A 21306-nucleotide genomic window follows, 5' to 3' on the forward strand; every position below is an offset into this window, starting at 1 on the left:
ACCGGCCGGCCGTCGGGCGGGTCAGCGCTTGGGGTGAACCGATTCGCCGCTTGCGGGCTGCGGCTTTCCGCCGCGGCGGGCGAGCACGGACGTCGTGCCCCAGTAGGCGAGCAGGACGGCGCGCAGACCCAGGATCTCCAGGTGCTCGCCGAGGCGGCAGCAGACGGCCTGTCCCTTGCCTCCGGCGCTCATCGGGCGTCCGCCAGGCCGGTGTTCCAGGGGCCCTCGGGGTCGTCGTACGCGTCCGCGTAGCCGGGTCCGGCGATCGGCCAGTCGGCGAGCAGTTCCTCGGGCAGGGCGAAGGACTCGGCCAGCTCGGGGGCGTGCGCGGCGACGGCCGTGACGAGCTCCTCGACGGCCTCGGGCAAGGCGTCCACCTGAGCGGTGCTCAGGAGACCGGCGGCCAGCAGGTCGCCGCTGTTACGGGAGACCCATTCGAGGGCGAACAGCCGCTCCAGCTCGCCGATCCGTTCCCTGGCCGCCCCTTCGGGCAGTGTCGCGCGGGCCTCGGCGTAGGCCTGGGCGGCCTGCCGGTACGCGTAGGCTTCGACGCCGCGCAGGGCGGGGCCCGAGGCCGCGTTCCACCGGCCGAGGGTGTCTGTGTCGGGTGCCCGCAGCGCACGGGCCCTGGCGCGGGCGAACCAGATGTCCTGGACCGAGGCGAGTAGCCGGCCCAGGAAGTGCGGGTCGGCGAGGTCCCCGGGGTACGGGGCCCGGTCGGGGGCGTCGTCACCACCGCCGGGCTCTGCGGCGAAGAGCATGTCGGCCGCGGCCTTGGCGTACAGGGCGATGTTGTCGCCCTCCGCGGTGATGGCGCCCTCCACGCCCGTGACGAGTTCGGTCATGCCGTTGTTCTCCAGCAGCGCCTGGGCGCCGCAGCGTTCACGGCTCTCGACGATGACGTCGCGGGCCCGCCAGGTGATCCACGCCTTGGCGACGTCGACCAGCCTCACCGCGTCCGTCCGGGCGTCCTCGTCCGTACGGGCTTCCCAGCGCTCCTGTGCCCTGCGGTACAGCAGGCTCATGGCGAAGACCATGGCCATCGCCGAGGCGAGCGGTCCGTGGTGCGTCCGGTGGGCGTTCACCGGCACCGGTGGTGCGCCCCGGGAGCCGGAGATCATCCGGTGCCCGCCGTAGCGTACGGCGACCGCCAGGGTCGCGCGGGCCGAGCCCGCGGCGCAGGCGCTCATGGAGATGCGGCCGGGGGTGACCCGCCCGATCGCGGTGAGGAAACGACGCCGCCTGTCCCCTGGCCCCGTTCTGAACTCCCCTGGGACGTCGCCCTCCTCGGCTGGTCCCAGCAGGGCGTCCCGTGCCACGAAGACCCGGTCGAACGAGGTCAGGCAGTGGTCCACCGGGCTGCCCATCCGGGCCGGCAGCCGCCGCACCCGGACACCGGGCAGCGCCTGCGTGTCGTCGGTGAGCGGCACCAGGAAGAGGCGCACCCCGTGGTCGGAGCCGTCGGCCACCAGGCGGGCGGCGACCAGGCCGGACTTGGCTCCGCCCGCCGGGCTGGTGTTGGGCATGAACTTCTGTGCGCCCGGGTTCGGGGTGTTCAGGACGAAGCCGTCCCGTTCACGGTCGTAGGTGGCGGTGGTCTCCATGGCCGCCGCGTTGTTGCCGTGTGCCACCTCCGTGCAGAGGAAGGTGCCGATGCGCCGCATCGACAGATAGTCCGACAGATCGCGGCGGCCGGCGCACTCGTGGTCGAGGAGGCTGCCGAGGAAGAGGTTGTAGTGGATTCCAGCCACGGTGGTCAGCGCGGGGTCCACCGGGCCCAGCCAGGCGTGCAGGGCGGCCAGCGCACGGGGGTCGGCGGCGAGGCGTGCGCCGCTGTCGAGGGAGAGGTTGAGGATCCGCAACCGGTCGTAGGCGAGGTCCAGTCGCTCTTCGGGCGTTCCGCCGGCGGGGCGGCGGAACGGTTCTGTGCTGATCAGCCGCTGCCAGAACCCGTGCTCACGGCGGAATTCCGGACCGAGGATGACGCCGGTCAGCAGTTCGGTGGTGGACGGTGGGGCGGTGTCGGTAAGGGTCACGGTCATAACGAAATCAACGATCGTGGTGCGGGCGAGGACACCCCTGGAGGGTCTGCCGCTCCCGGACCGGCACGCTGGTCAGAGCCGCCGCCAGCTCCTCCTCGTCGGGAGGCAGGGCACCCGCCCGTCCGACGGTCACGGCGGCCGACGCCACCGCGTGGCGCAGCACGTCGCCCAGGACGGTGGCGTCCAGCGAGCGCAGCCGTGCGCGGGCCCGTCCTGCGAGCAGTCCGTACGAGGCCAGGGCGTGCAGTGCGGCGGACATGAAGGCGTCGCCCGCGCCCACCGTGTCCACGACCCTGACGGGTGGCGCGCCGGCGCTCACGGTCCCGCCCGGCAGGAAGGCCGTCGCCCCTCCGGCGCCCCGGGTGAGCAGGACGACCGCGGGCCCTGAGCGCAGCCACCGCTCGGCGGCCGTCTCCGGCGCCTCGTCGGGGTACAGCCATCGCAGGTCCTCGTCGCTGGCCTTGACGATGTCGCTGAGCGCGGCCCAGCGCTCGGCGCGGCGTACGGCACGGGCGTGGTCCCCCATCAGTGCGGGCCGGACGTTGGGGTCGTAACTGACGGTCGCCGCCGGGCGGAGCGACTCGACGAGGTCCAGGACGACGTCCGCGCCGGGGTCGAGGGCGGTGGCGAGGGACCCGGTGTGGACGTGCCGGGGCGGCTCCCCGGGCCACGCGACCGGGCGCAGCGTCCAGCCGATCTCGAACGTGTACGTGGCCCGTCCCGCCTCGTCGAGGTCCACCGTGGCGGTGGGAGTGGGCGCGCCGCTGCCGTCGTCGAGGACCCGTACCCCGGCCGAAGCCAGGTGCTCCGCGATCAGCCGCCCGTCGGGGTCCGGGCCGAGCTGGGTGATCAGCGTGGTGCTCCGGCCCAGTCCGGCCAGACCGTACGCGACGTTCGCGGGGCTGCCGCCGGGGTGGGTCCGGTCCGGCGCGCCCGGCAGCCGGACGATGTCGGCGACGCATTCGCCGATGACCAGCAGGACGGGGCTGTCGGGCATGGGGGCAGGTCTCCTGGAGGGCGGTCGTGGTGAGGGTGCGCACCGCCGCCGATTCTGCCCGGGTGCGGGGAGCCGGGGTGACCCGGGGCTCAGGAGGCGCCGCCGCGCCCTTCGTCGCCGTAGCGCCGCTCGAACTTGGCGACCTGGCCCTCGGTGTCGACCACCCTGGCCTTGCCGGTGAAGAACGGGTGGCTCTCGGCGGAGATCTCCACGTCGATGACCGGGTAGGTGTTGCCGTCGTCCCAGTCGATCGTCTGCTCGCTCGACGCGGTGGACCGGGTCAGAAAGGCGTACCCGGCGGAACGGTCACGGAAGACCACGGGACGGTACGACGGGTGCTTGTCCTGCTGCATCTCTGCTCCTGGAGGTACGGGGATCTCGCGTCCCGGCTTCGGGCCAGCCTCCCGAACGGCGGGGGCGGGCGCGATCCGGGACGTCCGTACGGAGCAGCGGGTCAGTCCCCCGTCCCGCTCGGGGCGGGGGCCGCCTTCGGAGCGGAGGTGGTGCGTCGGGTCCACAGAAGTGCTCCGGCCAGCAGCACGACGGCGACGAGCAGCCAGGGCAGCGGGCCCGCGGGCAGCGCGCCGATGACCAGGCCCCCGGCCGCCCCGACGAGTTGCTGGGCCAGTGACTGCACGGAGAGGGCCGTCGCCCGGCCGGAGGTGTCGACGCGGCGGTGCAGGAGGGCGTTCTCGGTGGGCCCTGCGGCGCCCAGGCCCAGATAGACCAGTCCGTATCCGGCGGCGGCCGTGGTCAGCGCGGGCGCCCCGGTGGCGGACACGGTGGCGCCGAGCGCCAGCAGACCGGCCACGCTCGCGCCGAGGCTCGCCAGGACCGCGCGTTCCGCGTCTCCCGCGAGCCGGGCCACGAGCGGCGCCAGTTGGCTTCCGAGCGCCGAGCACGCGAATCCGGCGGCGGCCAGGCCGGCGAAGAGGACCGCGCCCGACTCCGCGGTCCCGGTCAGCGCGGCGGCGCGGCCGGGGGTGAGCAGTTCGAGAGCGGCGAGAGCTGTGCCCGCGGCGCCGGTGGTCATCAGGATGCGACGGACCAGCGTGTCCCCGGCGCCGAGCCGCAGCCCCGCGGCGATGGCACCGGGCACGCCCCGCAGGACGCCGCGCGGGGTGGCCACGGAGCGGGGCGGCTCCGTCAGGGCGGTCAGGACGTAGATGACGAAGGCGAGGTGGACGACCACACCGAGGAGCACGGGCACGGAGAGCGGCAGGACCAGATCCGAGGTGAGCGTCCGCAGCCGGTCCCCCGGGTCCGGGCCGAGGCCGAGCAGCCAGGGCAGCGCCCCTCCGAGAACGACGCCGAGGGCGATGGCGCCGGACGAGGCCGCACTGCCGCGCGCCAGTCCCGTACGGATCTCGGCGTCGGGGCCCGCGTGGGCGTGCACGGCGTCGACGTACCAGGCTTCGGCGGGTCCGCTGGACAGGGCGCGGCCGGCGCCCATGAGAGCCATGCCGAGGACCAGCACCCATGGGGCGGTGCCGAGGCCCATGAGCGTGAGGGCGCCTGCGTTGAGCAGACCGGCGCAGGCCAGGACGGCGCGGCGGCCGATGACGTCGGAGAGTCCGCCGGTGGGGAGCTCCAGGGCGGCGGCGGTCAGGGAGTGCGCGGCGAATGCGGCGGCGACGGCGGTGAGGGCCAGGCCTCGCTCGGTGAAGAGCAGCACCATCGGCGCCATGCCGAGGCCTGCGGGGAGCCAGAAGAGGAAGGACACGGCGACGAACCTGCGGCGCGCGGTGCGCTCGTCGGGCCCGGCGGCCGTGCCTCCGGACACCGCGGTCCGGGGCTTCCCGCCCTCGGGCACCGGGGTCACCGGGCTCTTCCGGCGTCGGGCGCGGCCTCGGCGGAAGGCGCGGCGTCACGGGCGGCGGCCTCGGCGGAAGGCGCGGCCTCGGCTTCGGCGTCGGGTTCGGCCGGCCCGTCCGGGGCCAGCGGGAGTCCGGCGGTGAGCAGCACGACCTGCCGGGCACGGGAGTCGTGCTCGTCGCGTGCGGTCAGCTCCGCGAGCTTCTGCGCCATCGTGTCGCGGAGTTCGCGGAGGGACTCCGGCGTCAGCCGCGGCATCAGGTCGTCGATCCCCGAGGGGTCGTGCCACTCCTCGCCGAGGCGGCCCGCGTCGATGTCCGCCTCGTGCTGCTCCATCGACTGCTGCAGGTGCTCGACCTGGCGGCGCCTGCCCAGCACCAGCATCGCCCGGCCCGCGGGCGTCGCCAGCATGGCCGCGTTGTCCGCCGAGGTGACGGAGTGCACGGCCCGCCAGCGGCGCTCACGTCCGTCGCGGTGCTCCGCCTCCGCGACGAAGGCGTACTTGGCGAGCACCCGCAGGTGGTAGCTGGTCGCGGCCGACGTCTCCCCCGTCCTGACCGCCAGCTCGCTCGCGGTGGCGGGACCGTGCAGCCGCAGAAGGCCCAGCAGCCTCAGCCGCAGGGGGTGGGTGAGGGCCTTCAGGGCGGCCGCGTCCCGCTCGGGATCGAGCACACGGTGTGTCGCGTCGCTGTCCATGGCGGCAGCCTAGAACGCGACCAGCCTTTGCCGAATAGTTTTTGCAGAATATTTTTGGGAAAGTCCGCTCAGTCTCCTGCCGCCTGCTCCACCGCGTCCGCGACGAGCTCGAGGAAACGCGCGTGCGCCTGGGGGCTGCACAGCGGTTCGGGGTTCCACGGCACGGTCCGCGCGCCGCGCCCGGCGGCTTCCCAGGCGGGAGCGGTGATCTCGTCGAGCGGGACGGCGTTGGACCGGATGTCCGTCAGGACGATGCCGGGCTCCAGGGCCGCGGCGTGCGCCCAGTCGACGGTGGCCCAGTTGATGCCGTCACCGTCGGGCGGGGACACCAGGCCGACCCCGAGCTCCGCCAGCACCCGCAGTTCGGGCCACATCTGGGGGCGGGCGACATACGCCTGCTCCTGACCCGCGGGCGAGAGGGCCACCACCCTGGGGCCGGCGGGGTTGCGGGCGGCCGCGCGGAGCCGCTCGCGGGCCGCGCGCAGTTCGTCGGCCGCGTCCGGGCCCGAGGCGCCGCCGAGCGAGCGCGCGAGCTCGGCGAACCGCGCGGCGACCCGGTCGAGGGTGCGCGCCTGGCCCACGTCGACCACGACGACCGGGACGCGCTCCTCCAGGTGCTTGGCGGTGTCGGCGTCCAGCCCGTAGAGCTGACCGTGGCCGTAGCTGACGGCGACGACCAGGTCGGGCCTCCCGCGTAACAGCGTGTCCACGTCCAGGTCGTCACCCGCGCCGCGGTAGTCCACGGAGTCCAGCGGGAGCGTGCCGGTCTTCGCCCGGTCGGGCTCCGCCCCGTCGTGCCCGGAGCCGAAGATCCCCTCCGGGCGTATCCCGTGGTCCCACAGCGTCGCTCCCGCCTGGACGTACGCGAGCACCCGGGAGGGCCGTCGGTCCGCCACCACCAGCCGGCCCCGGTCGTCCGCGAAACTCCACGCGCTCTCCTGCGTCATACGACTCACCCCTCCGAACCGGCGGCCCGGGCCCTCTCCCGGGCTCGCCACCCACTACCTGCCCAGCCCGCCGGCTCCACACCCTCCGTGGTGCGCCCCAGATAGGTCAGCGGTCCGGGGTCGGGCACGTCGATCACCCGGAACCCGAGCCGGTCGTAGAACGCCCTGGCCGGGGTGTTCGCCGTCACCATGGACAGATGGACGGCCCCGACCCCCTGCTGGTGCAGCGCACCCAGGAAGGCGCCCATCAGCTCCCTGCCGTACCCCTTGCGCTGCCACGGCGGCAGCAGGTCGATGTGCAGGTGCGCGGGGTGCTCGTCCAGCTCCGGGAGGACCATGCGCTCCGGGCGGTACAGGAGGGCCGTCATCGCCTCGGTGGGCGTCTCGGGTTCACCCTGCGGCTCGGGGAAGCGGTCCGTCACCCGAGGGAGCCAGACCTCCCGGAAGGCAACGGCGAACCGCCGCGTGTCCGCGGTCCCCAGGACGTATCCGACCGCCTGCCCGGAGCCGTCGTCCAGGACGAAGGCCAGCTCCGGCTCCAGGTGGGCATAGGGCTCGGCGAACAGCGCGGGCATCAGCCCCGGGTCCGGATGGAGGTGGGTGCTGTCCCCGCCGTTGTCGGCCGTACGGACGCAGACGTCCGCGAGGGCCTCCCGGTCGGCGGGGCGGTAGGGGCGTACGTACGCGGTCGGGGTCATCGCCTCATCCTTCACTCCTGGGAGCGCTCCCACAAGGGCCCGGAGGCGCTCAGGGCATCTCGCGCTCCGGGCCGTCCGCGCGGGCGAGCTCGACGTTGAACTGGGCGCCGGTCAGGAGCGCGAGGTTGGTGAACCAGATCCAGATCAGGAAGACCACCAGCCCGGCCAGTGACCCGTACAGCCGGCTGTAGCTGCCGATGTGCGTCGCGTACAGCGCGAATCCGGCGGAGGCGATCAGCCAGAGGAACGCCGCGAGCACCCCGCCGGGCAGCGCCAGCCGCACACTGCGCGCGGAGCGCGGTCCCGTACTGAAGAGGACCAGGATGAGACAGGCGACCAGACAGAGCAGGACGGGCCACTTCAGCCCTTCCCACAGCGTCTCGCCCGCCTGCGCCAGGCCCGCCCGGCGGCCGAGCCAGCGCGCCAGAGGGCCGGTGAGCACGAGGGCGAAGGCGCTGGCCATCAGCAGGACGAGCAGCCCTATCGCCGAGACCACGATGATGTGCGCCTGGCGCAGGGCCGGCCTGGTGTCCTTCACCCGGTGCATGGCGTGCATCGCCCTGCGGAAGACCGCCAGATAGCTGGACGCGGACCACACGGCGCTCACGCTGCCGGTGGCGACGAGCAGCCAGACGGCGGTGCGTTCCCGGGTGGCCGCCTCCAGGGGCCGGCGCAGCGCCGCCCCGGACTCGGCCGGCGCGAAGGCCGTGATGTCGGCGATCAGGGCGTCGGTGGCACCGGGGTTGGCCAGGCCGATGACGGAGACGGTGACGAGGAGGGCCGGGAGCAGCGCCAGGATGGCGTAGTAGGTGAGGGCGGCCGCCCAGTCGGAGAGGTCGTCGTTCCACAGCGACACGGGAGTCCGGCGCAGAGCGGTGCGCCAGTGCCTGCGCGCGGGGCGCCCTGCCGGTGGTGCGGTTCGTTCCGCGACTGGGCCTTCGGTCCTGCTGGGCACGCGGTCACTCCGGGGACGTGGGAAGGGCGGACGGCCGGGACGCCTCACGGCGGCCCGGCCGCTCCCTTTCTCTCATGCCTCGGTTCAGCGGATGTACTCCGGGCGGGCTCAGTCGTTGACGGCGGTGAGCAGCACCACCGCATCCTCCAGGGCCAGCAGCCCGTGCCGCTCCTGGGGGATGGGGTGCAGCCGGCCCGCCACGAGGTCCACGTCACCGGATCCCGCGGTGAGCCTGACCGCGCCGCGCAGCACCTGGAGTGACGCGGCGGGCGGCGCGTTGTGCTCGTCGAGGGCGGAGCCCTCGGTGAGCGCGATCACCGTCTGCCGCAGGGGGGCCTGGCGCAGCAGGAGATGAGCGCTGCGCCCGTGCGCGTCGGCGCGGGCCGCGGCGAGGTGCTCGTCGGCGAGAGCGTTGAGATCATCCATACGACCACTGTGCCGCAGCCCCCGCTCCCCCGCTATCGCGTCCGTGGCCGGTGACCGCACGGGGCACGTGCCGGGGCGGCCGAGGAGGCCGGACGGGCGTGACTGTTCCGGCGAAGTGGAGCGAGCTCCGCCCGACCGCCTGGAGCGGGGCCCGCGGAACGCGCGGACCACGCTCCGGTGGAGCCGGCCGGCGGTCAGAGACCGCCGACGTACAGGAGCCGGTCGGGCGAGCCGGCACCGAGGCCGGTCAGGACGTCGGGGGTCGCGTCGGCGGCGAGCCGGTCGGAGACCTCCTGCGGCGCCGCGTCGGGGTGCTGCTCCTTGTAGAGGGCGGCGGCACCGGCGACGTGCGGACTGGCCATGGACGTGCCGCTCAGGGTCGTGGAGCCACCGCCGAGGTTCGCGGACACGATGTCCACACCCGGGGCGTACAGCCGCACACACGTACCCCAGTTGCTGAACGTCGCCTGCCTGTCCTGGTCGTCGCTCGCCCCCACGGCGAGCACGCCGTCGGCGCGCGCCGGGGAGACGTCACAGGCGTCCTGGTTCTCGTTGCCCGCCGCGACGACCGGCAGGGTGCCCTGCGCCGCGAGCGCGTCGAACGCGTCGTCGACGGCCGACGACGCGGGTCCGCCGAGCGAGGCGTTCACGACGGCCGGCTGCTCGGCGTTCCGGGCGATCCAGTCGAGGCCGGCGATGATGCCGGCCCAGGTGCCCGAGCCTTCGCAGTTGAGCACCCGCACCGGCACGAGGGAGGCCGCGGGCGCGACTCCGTACGTCGTACCGGCCACGGTCCCGGCCACATGCGTGCCGTGGCCGTTGCAGTCCTCACCGTCGCGGCCGTCACCGATCGCGTCGTACCCGGCGCCCACCCGGCCGCCGAACTCGCTGTGGGCGGACTCGATGCCGGTGTCGAGGATGTACGCGGTCACACCCTGGCCCGTTCCGTCCACGTCGTACGTGCCGTCCAGCGGCAGGTTCCGCTGGTCGATGCGGTCCTGGCCCCAGCTCACGGCCACGGCCCGCTTCCCGGCCGCCTCGGCGGCGGGCGGCGAGACGGAGGCCTCGCTGTTCTCCTCGACCGCCTGGACGCCCGTCGCGCCGCGCACCTTCTCGAGCTGCGCGGGCGTCAGCGAGGCCGCGAACCCGTGCAGGACCTTGCTGTACGTGAAGAGGGTGCTGACCCCGATCTGCTCGGCCATGGCGGCCGGCTTCTGCCCGGGTGAGACGGTGACGATGTACTGACCGGGCACGGCCCGGGCCGACTTCTGCACCGGCACGAGGGTCTCGCCGGTGTCTGCCGTGGCCGTGGTGGTGCCGATCAGGGGCGCGATCAGCAGTAGAGCGGCTGGTGCCCAGCGGGCGCGCAGGCGCATGCGTTCTCCCTTGGGTGGATGAGCGGATCGCGGACCTGTCAGGTCCGCGAGGTGCGAACACCTGACCTTTCGTCCACATCTCCGGCCACCCTGAGCCGCGTCAGCCGGACAGCGCAACGATCGGCGCCGGGGCAGACCCATTCGGCCGATCATATGAAAGGTTTCAACTCCTCCTGCCGGTGAAGATAGACCCGGCCCAGGGTGGCGTCAACGCCACAGACAGCAGACATATAACTACCAACCCAGAAATGGCATTATCACGAAAGAACTCTTGACAGTGCGCGGTCAAAACTCTAACTTCGCCAGGACTGAAACGATTCATCTTCGATTCACCACCGCATCGTTACGGAGCCGCGTTGTGATCAGCAGAAGACGACTGCTCAGCACCACCGCCGCCACCGCCGCGCTCGCCGCGGTCTCCGCTCCTCCCGCCGGTGCGTCAGGACCCGCGGGGACTGCCGCGGGCCGGACCCGCGTCACCGGACCGACCGTGGAGTACGTACGCGATCCGCTGGGCCTGGACACTCCGCGTCCACGACTGAGCTGGCCGGTCGCGTCGGACCTCCCGGGCCGGAGCCAGAGCGCCTACCAGGTGCGCGTGGCCACCGCCCCCGACCGCCTCGGGAAGCCCGATGTCTGGGACAGCGGCAGGGTCGAGTCCGCACAGTCCTTGCTGGTTCCCTACGGGGGCCCCGAGCCCGTGTCCCGCACGCGCTACTTCTGGTCCGTGCGGATCTGGGACGCGGACGGCCGGGCCTCCGCGTGGAGCGAGCCGTCCTGGTGGGAGACCGGGCTCCTGGACACCTCGGACTGGTCCGCCGGGTGGATCGCCGCACCCGAGGCGCTGACCGGCACGCCCGCCCTGGACGACGCCTCGTGGATCTGGTTCCCGGAGGGGGACCCCGCCGTCGAGGCACCCGCCGCCACACGGTGGTTCCGCGGCCGGGTGGAGGTTCCGGAGGGTGTCACCCGGGCCCGGCTGGTCATGAGCGCGGACGACGGGTTCACCGCCCGGGTGAACGGCGTGGAGGTGGCGCACACGGAGGCCGACGGCCCTGCCGAGAACTGGAAGCGTCCGGTCCTGGTCGACGTGTCGGACCATCTCGCCCCCGGGGCCCAGGTGATCGCCGTGTCGGCGACGAACGCGGTCAGCGGTCCCGCCGGGCTGCTCGGAGTGCTGGAACTGACCACCGCCGACGGCGTGGTCACGTCCGTCACCGACGCGAAGTGGCGGACCACCGACAAGGAACCGCCGGGAGACGACTGGTACTCCCCCGGCTACGACGACACCGCCTGGCCCGCCGCCAAGACCCTCGCCCGCTGGGGCTCCGGCCCCTGGGGCGAGGTGAAGGTGGCGTACTCCCCCGCCACCCAGCTGCGCCGGGAGTTCACGCTCGGCCGCAAGCGCGTCGCACGGGCCAGGCTGTACTCGACCGCCCTCGGCCTGTACGAGGTGTTCCTCAACGGCGAGCGCGTCGGTGAGGACCGCCTCGCCCCGGGCTGGACGGACTACCGCACCCGCGTCCAGTACCGGACGTACGACGTGACCGGCCTGCTGGCGCGGGGCGGCAACGCACTCGGAATCACCCTCGCGGCGGGGTGGTACGCCGGGAACATCGCCTGGTTCGGACCGCATCAGTACGGTGAACGCCCCGCCGCCCTGGCCCAGTTGGAGGTCACCTACACCGACGGGTCGACCGAGCGCGTGGTGTCGGGGAGCGACTGGCTCACCGCGGCGGGGCCGGTCGTCGGGGCGGATTTGATGGCGGGCGAGGAGTACGACGCCCGGCTGGAGACCGCCGGATGGACACGCGCCGGCTTCGACTCGGCCGGATGGCTCGCGGCCGACCGCGTCGACGGGGTGGCGGCGGCGCTCGTGGCCGCGGTGGACGGCGCCTGCCGTGTGGAACGTGAGCTGACCGCCCGTGAGGTGACCGAACCGGAGCCCGGTGTCTTCGTGTTCGACCTCGGTCAGAACATGGTGGGGACCCCACGCCTCACGGTCTCCGGGCCGGCCGGCACCACGGTGCGGCTGCGGCACGCCGAGGTGCTGAACCCGGACGGCACGATCTACACGGCCAACCTCCGTACCGCCCGCGCCACGGACACGTACACGCTGAAGGGAGGGGGCCGGGAGACCTACGAGCCCCGCTTCACCTTCCACGGCTTCCGCTACGTCGAGGTGACGGGATATCCCGGCACGCCGGGCCGCGACGCGATCGTGGGCCGTGTCATCCACACCTCGGCGCCGTTCACCATGGACTTCACCACCGATGTCCCCATGCTCGACCAGCTCCACCGCAACATCACCTGGGGGCAGCGCGGAAACTTCCTGTCCATCCCGACGGACCCCCCGGCCCGCGACGAACGGCTCGGCTGGACCGGTGACATCAACGTGTTCGCGCCCACCGCCGCGTACACGATGGAGTCGGCGCGCTTCCTCACGAAGTGGCTCCAGGACCTGCGCGACGCACAGACCCCGGACGGCGCGTTCACCCATGTCGCCCCGGATCTCCCAGGCGTCGGCAACGGCGCGGCCGGTTGGGGCGACGCGGGAGTGACCGTGCCGTGGGCCCTGTACCAGGCGTACGGCGATGTACGGGTGCTGGAGGAGTCCTGGGCCTCGATGACCCACTGGCTGGAGTATCTGGAGGCGCACAGCACCGGGCTGCTGCGCCCGGCGGACGGGTTCGGCGACTGGCTCAACATCGAGGACGAGACGCCCAAGGACGTCATCGCCACGGCCTACTTCGCCCACAGCGCCGATCTCGTGGCACGGACGGCCGAGGTGCTGGGCAAGGACCCCGCCCCCTACCGGTCGCTCTTCGGCCGGGTGCGCGACGCGTTCCGCGCGGCGTACGTCGTCGCCGGCGGCCGGGTGAAGGGCGACACCCAGACGGCCTATGTGCTGGCGCTGTCCATGGATCTGCTTGCCGAGGACGACCGGGGGCCGGCGGCGGACCGTCTCGTGGCGCTCATCGAGGCGAGGGGCGGGCACCTGTCGACGGGGTTCCTCGGCACCCCGCGGCTCCTGCCGGTGCTCACGGACACCGGCCACACGGATGTCGCCTACCGGCTGCTGCTCCAGCGGACCTTCCCGAGCTGGGGCTACCAGATCGACCGGGGCGCCACCACGATGTGGGAGCGCTGGGACTCGATCCGCCCGGACGGCTCCTTCCAGGACGCCGGGATGAACTCGTTCAACCACTACGCGTACGGCTCGGTCGGTGAGTGGATGTACGCGAACATCGCGGGCATCGCCCCGGGCGCCCCAGGCTTCCGGAAGGTCCTCGTGCGGCCGAGGCCGGGCGGCGGGGTGACACGGGCCGAGGGCCGGTTCGACTCACGGTACGGGCCGGTCACCACGCGCTGGAGGAAGGACGCGGACGGCTTCGCCCTCAGCGTCGCGCTGCCGCCGAACACGACGGCCGAGGTGTGGGTACCGGGCGGCGACGAACGCAGTGCCGGCCGGTGCCCGGCGGACTTCCTCCGGCTGGACGACGGGTGCGCCGTCTTCGCCGTGGGGTCGGGCACCCACCGGTTCACGGCCTCCCGCTGAGCGCGCGCGTGCCCTGTGGGACCGTCCCCCAGGGCACGCGGAGCACGTTCCGCTAGCCGGCGGTCCCGGCGAACGGCGTGGTTCCGGCCGTCACGCGGAGCACCGCGACTCCCCGTGACGGAAGGACCAGGCCGCCTCCGGCGGACGGGGAGGGCCCGGCGAGGACCTCTCCCGCCACCGTGGCGAGGACGACGGGCTCGTCCGTACGGTTGACGAGGAACCAGTACGCGTGGGTGCCGTCGGTCCGCACGGTCAGCTCCACCGCCCCCCGCACGCCGGCGGGAAGCTCGCTGAGCACTCCGGCGCCGGACAGCAGGGGCCCCAGCACGTCCGGCAGCCCGTGGGGGCCCAGCCGGGTGGAGACGTAGGCGGCGGAGCCGCCGTCCGTCAGGGCGCGCCGGGTCAGGGCGGGGCGCCCGGCCTGGTCCCCGGTCCCGTAGCGTGCGAGCACCGTGACCTCGGGGTCGGTCAGGTCGATCCGGTCGGTCCACAGCGTGCCGGTCAGGCCGTTGTCGAGCCGAACGTCCTCGCCGTCCAGCAGCGGGCCGAACTCCTCGATGCGGATGCCCAGCAGCTCGCGCAGCGCGCCCGGGTATCCGCCGAGGTGCACGTGGTCGTTCTCGTCGACGACACCCGAGTAGTAGGTGGTGGCGAGGTGGCCGCCGCCGCGCACGTAGGAGTCCAGGCGCCCGGCGAGCTCGAGGGGGACGACGTGCAGGAGGGGGGCCGCGACGAAATCGTACCCGGTGAGGTCGGCCGCGGTCGTGACCACGTCCACGCGGACGCCCAGGGACAGGAAGGCCGAGTACCAGTCGAGGGCCTCCTGCCGGTAGCGCACCAGGGAGGACGGCTGGGAGTCGCGTTCGACGGCCCACCAGGATTCCCAGTCGTACACCAGGGCGGCCCGAGCCGGTTCCCGTACGGAGCCGGTGACCGGGGTGAGGGACTCCAGCGTCCGGCCGAGGGCGGTCACCGAGCGGAACAGCTCACTGTCGGGACCGGCGTGGGGCACCATCGCGGAGTGGTGCTTCTCGGCGCCGGCGGCGGACTGGCGCCATTGGAAGAAGCAGACGGCGTCGGCCCCGTGGGCGACGTGGACCAGGGAGTCGCGGGCGAGTTCGCCCTGGCGCTTCGCGACGTTGACGGGCTGCCAGTTGACCGCGCTCGTCGAGTGCTCCATCAGGAACCAGGGTTTGCCCCCGGCGATCGAGTGGGTGAGGGCGGCGGAGAAGGAGAGCTCGTCCAGGCGCTGCGGACCGGGGTGGGCGTAGTGGTCGTTGGAGACGAAGTCGATCTCCTCGGCCCACTCGGGGTAGTTCATGCCCTGGGTGCCGCTCATCACCATGAAGTTGGTGGTGGCGGGGATCTCGGGGGTGATGCGGCGCAGGATCTCGCGTTCGGCCCGGAGGTATTCCTTGAGGGCGTCCGACGAGAAGCGCTTGAAGTCGAGCTGCTGGGTCGGGTTGGCGTGGCTGGCTGCCAGTCGCGGCGGCTGGATCTGTGCCCAGTCCCCGTAGTGCTGCGACCAGAAGGAGGTGGCCCAGGCCCGGTTGAGCTCCTCCAGTGTGACGTACCGGGCGCGCAGCCAGTCACGGAAGGCCTGTGCGGCGTCGTCGGAGTAGTCGTAGATGTTGTGGCAGCCGAGCTCGTTGGAGATGTGCCAGGCGACCACCGCGGGGTGGTCCGCGTAACGGGTGGCCATGGCCTCCACCAGTCGCAGGGCGTATCCGCGGAAGACGGGTGAGGTGGGCCGCCAGTGCTGCCGCGCGCCCTGGGAGAGGGTCTCCCCCGTGCGGGTGACCGGCAGGATCTCCGGGTGCAGGGTGGTGAGCCAGGGCGGCGGCGAGGCGGTGGCGGTGGCGAGGTCCACGTCGATGCCGGCGCCGTGCAGCAGGTCGAGCACCTCGTCCAGCCATGCGAAGTCCCACCGGTCCTCGGCCGGCTGGAGGCGGGCCCAGGAGAAGATGGCGACGGAGACGACGGTGACCCCGGCCTCGCGCATCAGCCGGACGTCTTCCTTCCACACCTCGCGCGGCCACTGCTCCGGGTTGTAGTCGGCCCCGTAGGCGAAGCGCGCGGGGCGGTCGTCGGAGGGCGGGCGCAGCCAGTGGCGCTCGGAGGCGGGGGTCATGGGGATCCTTTCGGATACGGGTGCGGGTACGGCACGGGGCGGCCACCCGTCGGAGGGCGACCGCCCCGTGCCGGTTCAGCGGGCGGAGGTCACTTGTTGACGCTGAAGCCCTGGTCGTTGCCGTAGGTGACGGCGGCCTTCTGCCACTGCTTCAGGCCGTCGGCCAGCGTGGTGTCGGAGACGTACGCCTTGCCGACGGAGTCGTTGAAGACGGAGTTCGCGTACACCTGGAAAGGCAGGTAGGACCAGTCCTCGGGCACCTGGCTGGCGGACCGGGCGAAGATCTCGTTCGCCTTCTGGCCGCCGAAGTACGGGAAGGAGGTGTCGAGGAACGACGGCGAGGACAGGTCTGCCGTGGTGGCGGGGAAGGCGCCGCCCTTGAGGCGGGCCTGGACGCCCTCGGAGTGGTTGGCGTACTCGTTGAACGCGTACGCCAGGTCCTTGTTCTTGCCGGCCTTCATCACCGCGAGGGCGCTGCCGCCGTTCTCGGAGCTGACCTCCTCGCCCTTCTTCCACTGCGGGAGGGCGGCCGCGCGCCAGTCACCCGAGGCCGACTCGACGCCAGAGACGAAGTTGGCGGGCATCCAGGCGCCGGTGGAGAGGGTGGCGATGGTGCCGTCCGCCAGCCCCTTGTACCACTCGTCGCTCCAGTTGGTGACGGGCGCCAGGAGCTTCTCGTCGATGAGCTTCTGCCAGACCTCGGTGTAGGCGACGACACCCTTGTCGGCGGCGAGGTCGACCGTCACGTCGGTGTCGCGGTTCTTGAACGGGGTCCCGCCGGCCTGCCAGATCATGCTGGTCGTGAACCCGGCGTCGCCGGTGTCGTTGGTTATGTAGGCCTTGGGGTCCGCCGCGTGCAGGGCGCGGGCCGCATCGAGGTACTCGTCCCAGGTGGTGGGGACGGCGATCTGGTGCTTGTCCAGCACCTTCTTGTTGTAGAAGAGCGCCATCGGGCCGGAGTCCATGGGCAGCGCGTACACGGCCTCGTCGACGGCGACGGAGTTCCACGGCCCGGGCGAGTAGTCGTCCTTGAAGTCCCCGGCGCCGTAGCGGCTCAGGTCCTCGAGGGAATCGCCGAGGGCGAACTGTCCGACGGCGTAGTACTCGACCTGCGCGACGTCCGGCACGCCGGAGCCCGCCTGCACGGCGTTCTGCAGGGCGGTGTACTGGTCGTTGCCCGTGCCGGCGTTGACCAGCTTGACCTTGACCTTGGGGTACTCCTTCTGGAAGTCGCTGACCACCTGCTTCAGCGTCGGCTCCCACGCCCACACCGTGATGGAACCACCCTCCTTGAGGGCCGCCCGGAGATCACCTCCCGATACGGTCTTGTCCGACGAGGCGGAATCGCCGTCGGAGGACCCGCACGCGGTCAGACTCAGCGCGGCCGCGCACAGCAGGCCGACGCCACGCATCGCGCGTCTGGTCATGGTTCTCATAATTGCTTCACTCCGTTGTGGTGAGGGTGGTGCACGAACCGTGGAACGTCCGCACGGGGGTGCGGGGGTGGAGAGGGGTGGTGCGCCGCGCCGGCCGGGAGCCGGGGGGAACCGGTCCCGGAGCGCGGAGATTCGGTGGCCGAGGGGGCGCGGGTGCCGTTCACCCCTTGACGCTGCCCGCGGCCAGGCCGGACTGCCAGTAGCGCTGGAGCAGCAGGAAGGCGATGACCAGCGGCACGATGGTCATCAGGGAACCCGTGATGACCAGGTTGAAGACCGGCTGGCCGCCGGCGGTGGACGCCTGTTCGTTCCAGGCGTTCAGGCCCAGGGTCAGCGGATACCAGTCCGGATCCTTGATCATGATCAGGGGCAGGAAGTAGTTGTTCCACGTCTGCACCATGGTGAACAGCAGAACCGTGACGATGCCCGGGGCCAGCAGCGGGAGCGCGATGCGGAAGAAGGTCCGCAGCTCGCCGGAACCGTCCATCCTGGCCGCTTCCAGGAGCTCGGCGGGAACGGCCTCGGCGGCGAACACCCACATGAGGTAGAGCCCGAACGGTGAGATCAGGGACGGGATGATGACGGCCCACGGTGTGTTGGTGAGCCCCATCTTGCTGAACATCAGGAAGGTCGGGACCGCCAGCGCGGTGGCGGGCACGGCGACCGCGCCGATGACGGTGGCGAAGACGGCGCGTTTGCCCGCGAAGTCGAACTTGGCCAGGCCGTAGCCGCCGAGGACCGCGAGGAAGGTGGCGCCGCCCGCGCCCACGACCACGTACAGCAGGGTGTTGAGGAACCAGCGGACGAAGATGCCGTCGTCATAGGTGAGCGTCTGCGAGATGTTGTCCCAGAGGGCGAAGTCGCCGCTGAACCAGAGCCCGAAGGAGCCGAAGAGACCCTGCTGCGTCTTGGTGGCGTTGATGACGAGCCAGGCCAGCGGCATCAGCGCGTAGAGCGCGGTCACGCCCATGAGCACCGTGAGGAGCACGCTGCGGCGCGGCCGGCCGGCCGTGCGGCGTCGGCGCGCGGAGCGGCTCGGCGGCTGGGCGCGGTGGGTGGAGGGCCGGGGCGTCTGTTCGGCGGTGAAGGAAGGGGCGCTCATCGTTCACGCCTCCTTTCGCATGCCGCGCAGCTGGACCGCGTAGGCGATGATCATCGTGACGACTCCCATGACGAGGGAGACCGTGGCCGCGTAGTTCTGCTGCCGCCCGGAGAAGGACAGCGTGAAGGTGTAGAAGTTGGGCGTGAAGTAGGTGGTGATGGCGTTGGGCGCCAGGTTCTGCAGGATGCTGGGCTCGTTGAACAGCTGGAAGCTGCCGATCACCGAGAAGATCGTCGCGATCACCAGCGCACCGCGGATCGCGGGGATCTTGACCGCGGTGATGATCCGCCACTGTCCCGCTCCGTCGATCTCGGCGGCCTCGTAGAGGGACTTGGGGACGACCCGCAGCGCGGAGTAGAAGATCAGCATGTTGTAGCCGATGAACTCCCAGGTGACGATGTTGCCGATGCTCGCCAGCACCAGGGAGGGAGAGAGCGGGTCGGGCAGCGACACGCCCAGGGCGTCGTTGATGTTCCCCACCAGCCCGAAGCGGGTGCCGTAGATGAAGCCCCACATCAGGGTGGCGACGACGGCGGGTACGGCGTACGGCAGGAAGACCGCGATCCGGAAGAAGCTCTTCCCGTAGATCCTGCCGCTGTCGAGGGCGAGGGCTATGAGCAGGGCCAGGCCGAGCATGACGGGCACCTGCACCGCGAGGAAGAGCGTCACCCGGCCGACGGCTGCCCAGAACTGTTCGTCCTCGAAGGCCCGCCGGAAGTTGTCCAGGCCGACGAACGACGTGCCGCCCACCAACTGGTCACGGAAGAAGCTCAGATAGAGCGAGTAGACGATCGGGGCGAGGAACACCAGGGCGAACACGGCCATGAAGGGGCCCACGAAGATCCAGCCGACCCGTCCACGCCGGCTGCGGGACCTTCCGGCCGGTGGGCGGCGTCCGGTCGTGATCGGCGTAACGGCCGTCATGGGTACTCCTGTTGGTCCGGCGTGGTGCAGGGCCCCGGCCGGATGGAGACACCGGACATCATGGAGGCGCTGTGCTTGAGAAGGCCGATGTTCACGCGAACACCCGTGCTGATGTTTACGTAAACATTGATCGGTGAAGTGATGTCTACACGTCTCTCACCCCATGGTCAAGACTCGGTTTCCCTGCTACGCCGTTCAGTTGGGTCCCGGCAGGCCCGCCGGCGGCCCGTGCGGCGGCGTCCGTACGTGCCCGCGTGTCGGCGGCGGGCGTCCGGAGTGGTAGAAATGCCGTTGGTCCGAGCCCTCGGTCCGCACGCGATATCGAGCCACACACGCGCAGCAGAGACAGGGGCCGGTCCCGATCGGAACACCCCACAACGCGCGGCCGAGGACGGCCCCGCGCCGGAACAGCGCGCCCACACGGCGAAAGGCTCACACGACCACGACGGAGGCAGACGTAGTGCAGGGAAAGGAACAGGCCATGGATCGGCCGCCCCGCAAGGAGGCCTCGATGGCCGACGTCGCACGCCTGGCCGGGGTCTCCTCGCAGACGGTCTCCCGTGTCTCCAACGGGCACACGGTGGTGTCGCAGGAGACCCGCGAACGCGTGCTGAGCGCCATGAAGGAGCTGAACTACCGGCCCAACAGCGCGGCGCGCGCCCTGAAGAGCGGCAAGTTCCGCACGCTGGGCGTCATCCTGTTCACCCTGGCCACCACGGGCAACGTCCGTACCCTGGAGGCCATTTCCGCCTCCGCCGCGGACGAGGGCTACGCGATCACCCTGCTGCCCGTCGCGACGCCCACCAGCACGGGAGTCAGGGGCGCCGTGACCATGCTCGGCGAACAGGTCGTGGACGGCATCATCGTGATCATGGAAGTCCGCCTCCTGGACGCCGCCATCTCGCTGCCGCCGCACACCCATGTGGTGGTGGCCGACTCCGACGCGGGCGACCGTTACAGCGTCGTGGACACGGACCAGTCCGGGGGCGCCAGGGCGGCCGTGCGACATCTCCTCGATCTCGGGCACCGCAGCGTGGCGCACGTCGCCGGCCCGCCCGAGTCGTTCGCCGCGCAGCGCCGCGCACAGGCCTGGCGGCAGACCCTGGAGGAGGCGGGACGCCCTGTTCCGCCTCCGGTGGACGGTGACTGGTCGGCGGACTCGGGGTACGAGGCGGGCCTCGCGCTCGCGGCGGACCCGTCCTGCACCGCGGTCTTCGCCGCCAACGACCAGATGGCGCTGGGCGTCCTGAGAGCCCTCCAGGAACGGGGCAGACGCGTGCCCGAGGACGTCAGCGTCGTAGGCTTCGACGACATCGCCGACTCCGCTTCCTTCCTCCCCCCTCTGACCACCGTCCACCAGGACTTCGCGGAGATCGGCCGGCGATGCGTGGACGGCGTCCTGCGGCAGATCCGCGACGAGACCACGGAGCGCGGCACGACTCTGGTCCCCACCCACCTGGTCGTCCGGGAGAGCACGGGCCCGCCGCCACACCGATGACCGGTCGCCCGGGGCTCATACAGGACAGAATCCGTCCTGTATGAGCTCTAACGTCGCTTCCATGAACGCATCGCGGAAGTGGACGGACAGTGCAGTGGCCGAGGGCGGAACGGCGGATGCCCCCGGGGAAGCGGGCGCGGAACCGCTCCTCTTCGAACGGGTCGGGCTCCTGGACGCCTGGCTGGAGAAGCATCACGCAGTGCGGACGGAGCTCTGGCTGAAGATCGCGAAGAAGGGCTCGGGCATCATGTCCGTCACGGCGTCCGAGGTCGTGGACGCCGCGCTCTGCTCGGGATGGATCGACGGGCAGCGGAAATCTCTGGACGAGGTGTACTACCTGCAGAGGATTTCGCCCCGCCGGCCGGCCGGATCCTGGTCCCTCGTCAACGTACGGAAGGTGGAGGCGCTGACGGCGGCGGGCCGGATGCGGGAGCCCGGACTCGCCGAGGTGCGGGCGGCGCGGGAGGACGGGCGATGGGAGGCGGCGTACCCCTCGCAGAAGGAGGCCACCGTGCCCGCCGATCTCACCGCCGCGCTGACCGCCGCCCCACGGGCGGCCGAACGCTTCGAACGGCTCGGCAGGACGGACCGTTACCTCGTGATTCTCGAGCTGCTCAAGGCGAGGACCCCGGAGCTCCGGGCCGCCCGCCTCGACCGGCTGGTGACCAAGCTGGTGGCGGGAGGGACCACTCCCTGACCGCGGT

18 protein-coding genes are annotated in these 21306 nt (G+C 72.0%); 3 read left to right on the forward strand and 15 right to left on the reverse strand.

Annotation, left to right across the window (positions count from 1 at the left end):
* Positions 1-21: 21 nt before the first annotated feature.
* From ACZ32T_RS23420 to ACZ32T_RS23470, 11 genes are all read right to left on the reverse strand, one after another.
* Positions 22-192 (reverse strand): hypothetical protein, encoded by a 171-nt coding sequence (locus ACZ32T_RS23420; protein ID WP_467268968.1) that lies wholly within the window; start codon positions 190-192, stop codon positions 22-24.
* A complete protein-coding gene (locus ACZ32T_RS23425) occupies positions 189-2042 on the reverse strand; it encodes an acyl-CoA dehydrogenase family protein (RefSeq protein WP_467268966.1) in 1854 nt (617 codons plus the stop codon). Before ACZ32T_RS23425 ends, ACZ32T_RS23420 begins: the two co-directional genes overlap by 4 nt.
* Before the next feature lie 7 nt (positions 2043-2049).
* Positions 2050-3039: a carbohydrate kinase family protein gene (locus ACZ32T_RS23430; protein WP_467268965.1), complete on the reverse strand. Its 990-nt coding sequence runs from the start codon at positions 3037-3039 to the stop codon at positions 2050-2052.
* Positions 3040-3128: 89 nt separating this feature from the next.
* Positions 3129-3392: a type B 50S ribosomal protein L31 gene (locus ACZ32T_RS23435; RefSeq protein WP_356707055.1), complete on the reverse strand. Its 264-nt coding sequence runs from the start codon at positions 3390-3392 to the stop codon at positions 3129-3131.
* Positions 3393-3493: 101 nt separating this feature from the next.
* Positions 3494-4852, reverse strand: a complete 1359-nt coding sequence (locus ACZ32T_RS23440; protein ID WP_467369034.1) for an MFS transporter — start codon at positions 4850-4852, stop codon at positions 3494-3496.
* Positions 4853-4857: 5 nt separating this feature from the next.
* On the reverse strand, positions 4858-5550 hold the full coding sequence (locus tag ACZ32T_RS23445) for a helix-turn-helix domain-containing protein (protein ID WP_467268963.1): 693 nt from the start codon (positions 5548-5550) through the stop codon (positions 4858-4860).
* 68 nt (positions 5551-5618) lie between these two features.
* Positions 5619-6497 carry an ABC transporter substrate-binding protein gene (locus ACZ32T_RS23450; protein ID WP_467268961.1) on the reverse strand — a complete coding sequence of 293 codons (879 nt, stop codon included), beginning with the start codon at positions 6495-6497 and terminating at the stop codon, positions 5619-5621.
* 5 nt (positions 6498-6502) lie between these two features.
* Positions 6503-7195, reverse strand: a complete 693-nt coding sequence (locus ACZ32T_RS23455; RefSeq protein ID WP_467268959.1) for a GNAT family N-acetyltransferase — start codon at positions 7193-7195, stop codon at positions 6503-6505.
* 49 nt (positions 7196-7244) lie between these two features.
* A complete protein-coding gene (locus tag ACZ32T_RS23460) occupies positions 7245-8150 on the reverse strand; it encodes a YihY/virulence factor BrkB family protein (RefSeq protein WP_467268957.1) in 906 nt (301 codons plus the stop codon).
* A gap of 108 nt (positions 8151-8258) precedes the next feature.
* The gene (locus ACZ32T_RS23465; RefSeq protein ID WP_467268956.1) at positions 8259-8576 is read right to left on the reverse strand and encodes a cupin domain-containing protein; all 318 of its coding nucleotides are present in this window, start codon (positions 8574-8576) and stop codon (positions 8259-8261) included.
* Between the two features lie 194 nt (positions 8577-8770).
* Positions 8771-9952, reverse strand: coding sequence for a S8 family peptidase (locus ACZ32T_RS23470; RefSeq protein ID WP_467368778.1), 1182 nt, complete (start codon positions 9950-9952; stop codon positions 8771-8773).
* A gap of 358 nt (positions 9953-10310) precedes the next feature.
* On the opposite strand from ACZ32T_RS23470, the gene ACZ32T_RS23475 reads away from it, so the two are divergent.
* On the forward strand, positions 10311-13511 hold the full coding sequence (locus tag ACZ32T_RS23475) for an alpha-L-rhamnosidase (protein WP_467368780.1): 3201 nt from the start codon (positions 10311-10313) through the stop codon (positions 13509-13511).
* 52 nt (positions 13512-13563) lie between these two features.
* On the opposite strand, the gene ACZ32T_RS23480 is transcribed toward ACZ32T_RS23475, so the two are convergent.
* The 4 genes from ACZ32T_RS23480 to ACZ32T_RS23495 form a co-directional block, all read right to left on the reverse strand.
* Entirely contained in the window at positions 13564-15642 is a 2079-nt protein-coding gene (locus tag ACZ32T_RS23480) for a beta-galactosidase (RefSeq protein ID WP_467368782.1), read from the reverse strand.
* Positions 15643-15731: 89 nt separating this feature from the next.
* Positions 15732-17078, reverse strand: coding sequence for an ABC transporter substrate-binding protein (locus ACZ32T_RS23485; protein ID WP_467368784.1), 1347 nt, complete (start codon positions 17076-17078; stop codon positions 15732-15734).
* Positions 17079-17238: 160 nt separating this feature from the next.
* Entirely contained in the window at positions 17239-18180 is a 942-nt protein-coding gene (locus ACZ32T_RS23490; protein ID WP_467368786.1) for a carbohydrate ABC transporter permease, read from the reverse strand.
* A 3-nt stretch (positions 18181-18183) separates the two neighbouring features.
* Complete coding sequence (locus tag ACZ32T_RS23495) at positions 18184-19104, reverse strand: carbohydrate ABC transporter permease (protein ID WP_467268944.1); 921 nt, start codon at positions 19102-19104, stop codon at positions 18184-18186.
* A 481-nt stretch (positions 19105-19585) separates the two neighbouring features.
* On the opposite strand from ACZ32T_RS23495, the gene ACZ32T_RS23500 reads away from it, so the two are divergent.
* Together ACZ32T_RS23500 and ACZ32T_RS23505 are read left to right on the forward strand one after the other, a co-directional pair.
* On the forward strand, positions 19586-20602 hold the full coding sequence (locus ACZ32T_RS23500) for a LacI family DNA-binding transcriptional regulator (RefSeq protein WP_467268942.1): 1017 nt from the start codon (positions 19586-19588) through the stop codon (positions 20600-20602).
* Positions 20603-20663: 61 nt separating this feature from the next.
* Positions 20664-21299 (forward strand): YdeI/OmpD-associated family protein, encoded by a 636-nt coding sequence (locus ACZ32T_RS23505; protein WP_467368788.1) that lies wholly within the window; start codon positions 20664-20666, stop codon positions 21297-21299.
* The last annotated feature ends 7 nt before the right edge of the window (positions 21300-21306 follow it).

This window comes from Streptomyces sp. NPDC023573, assembly GCF_055559735.1.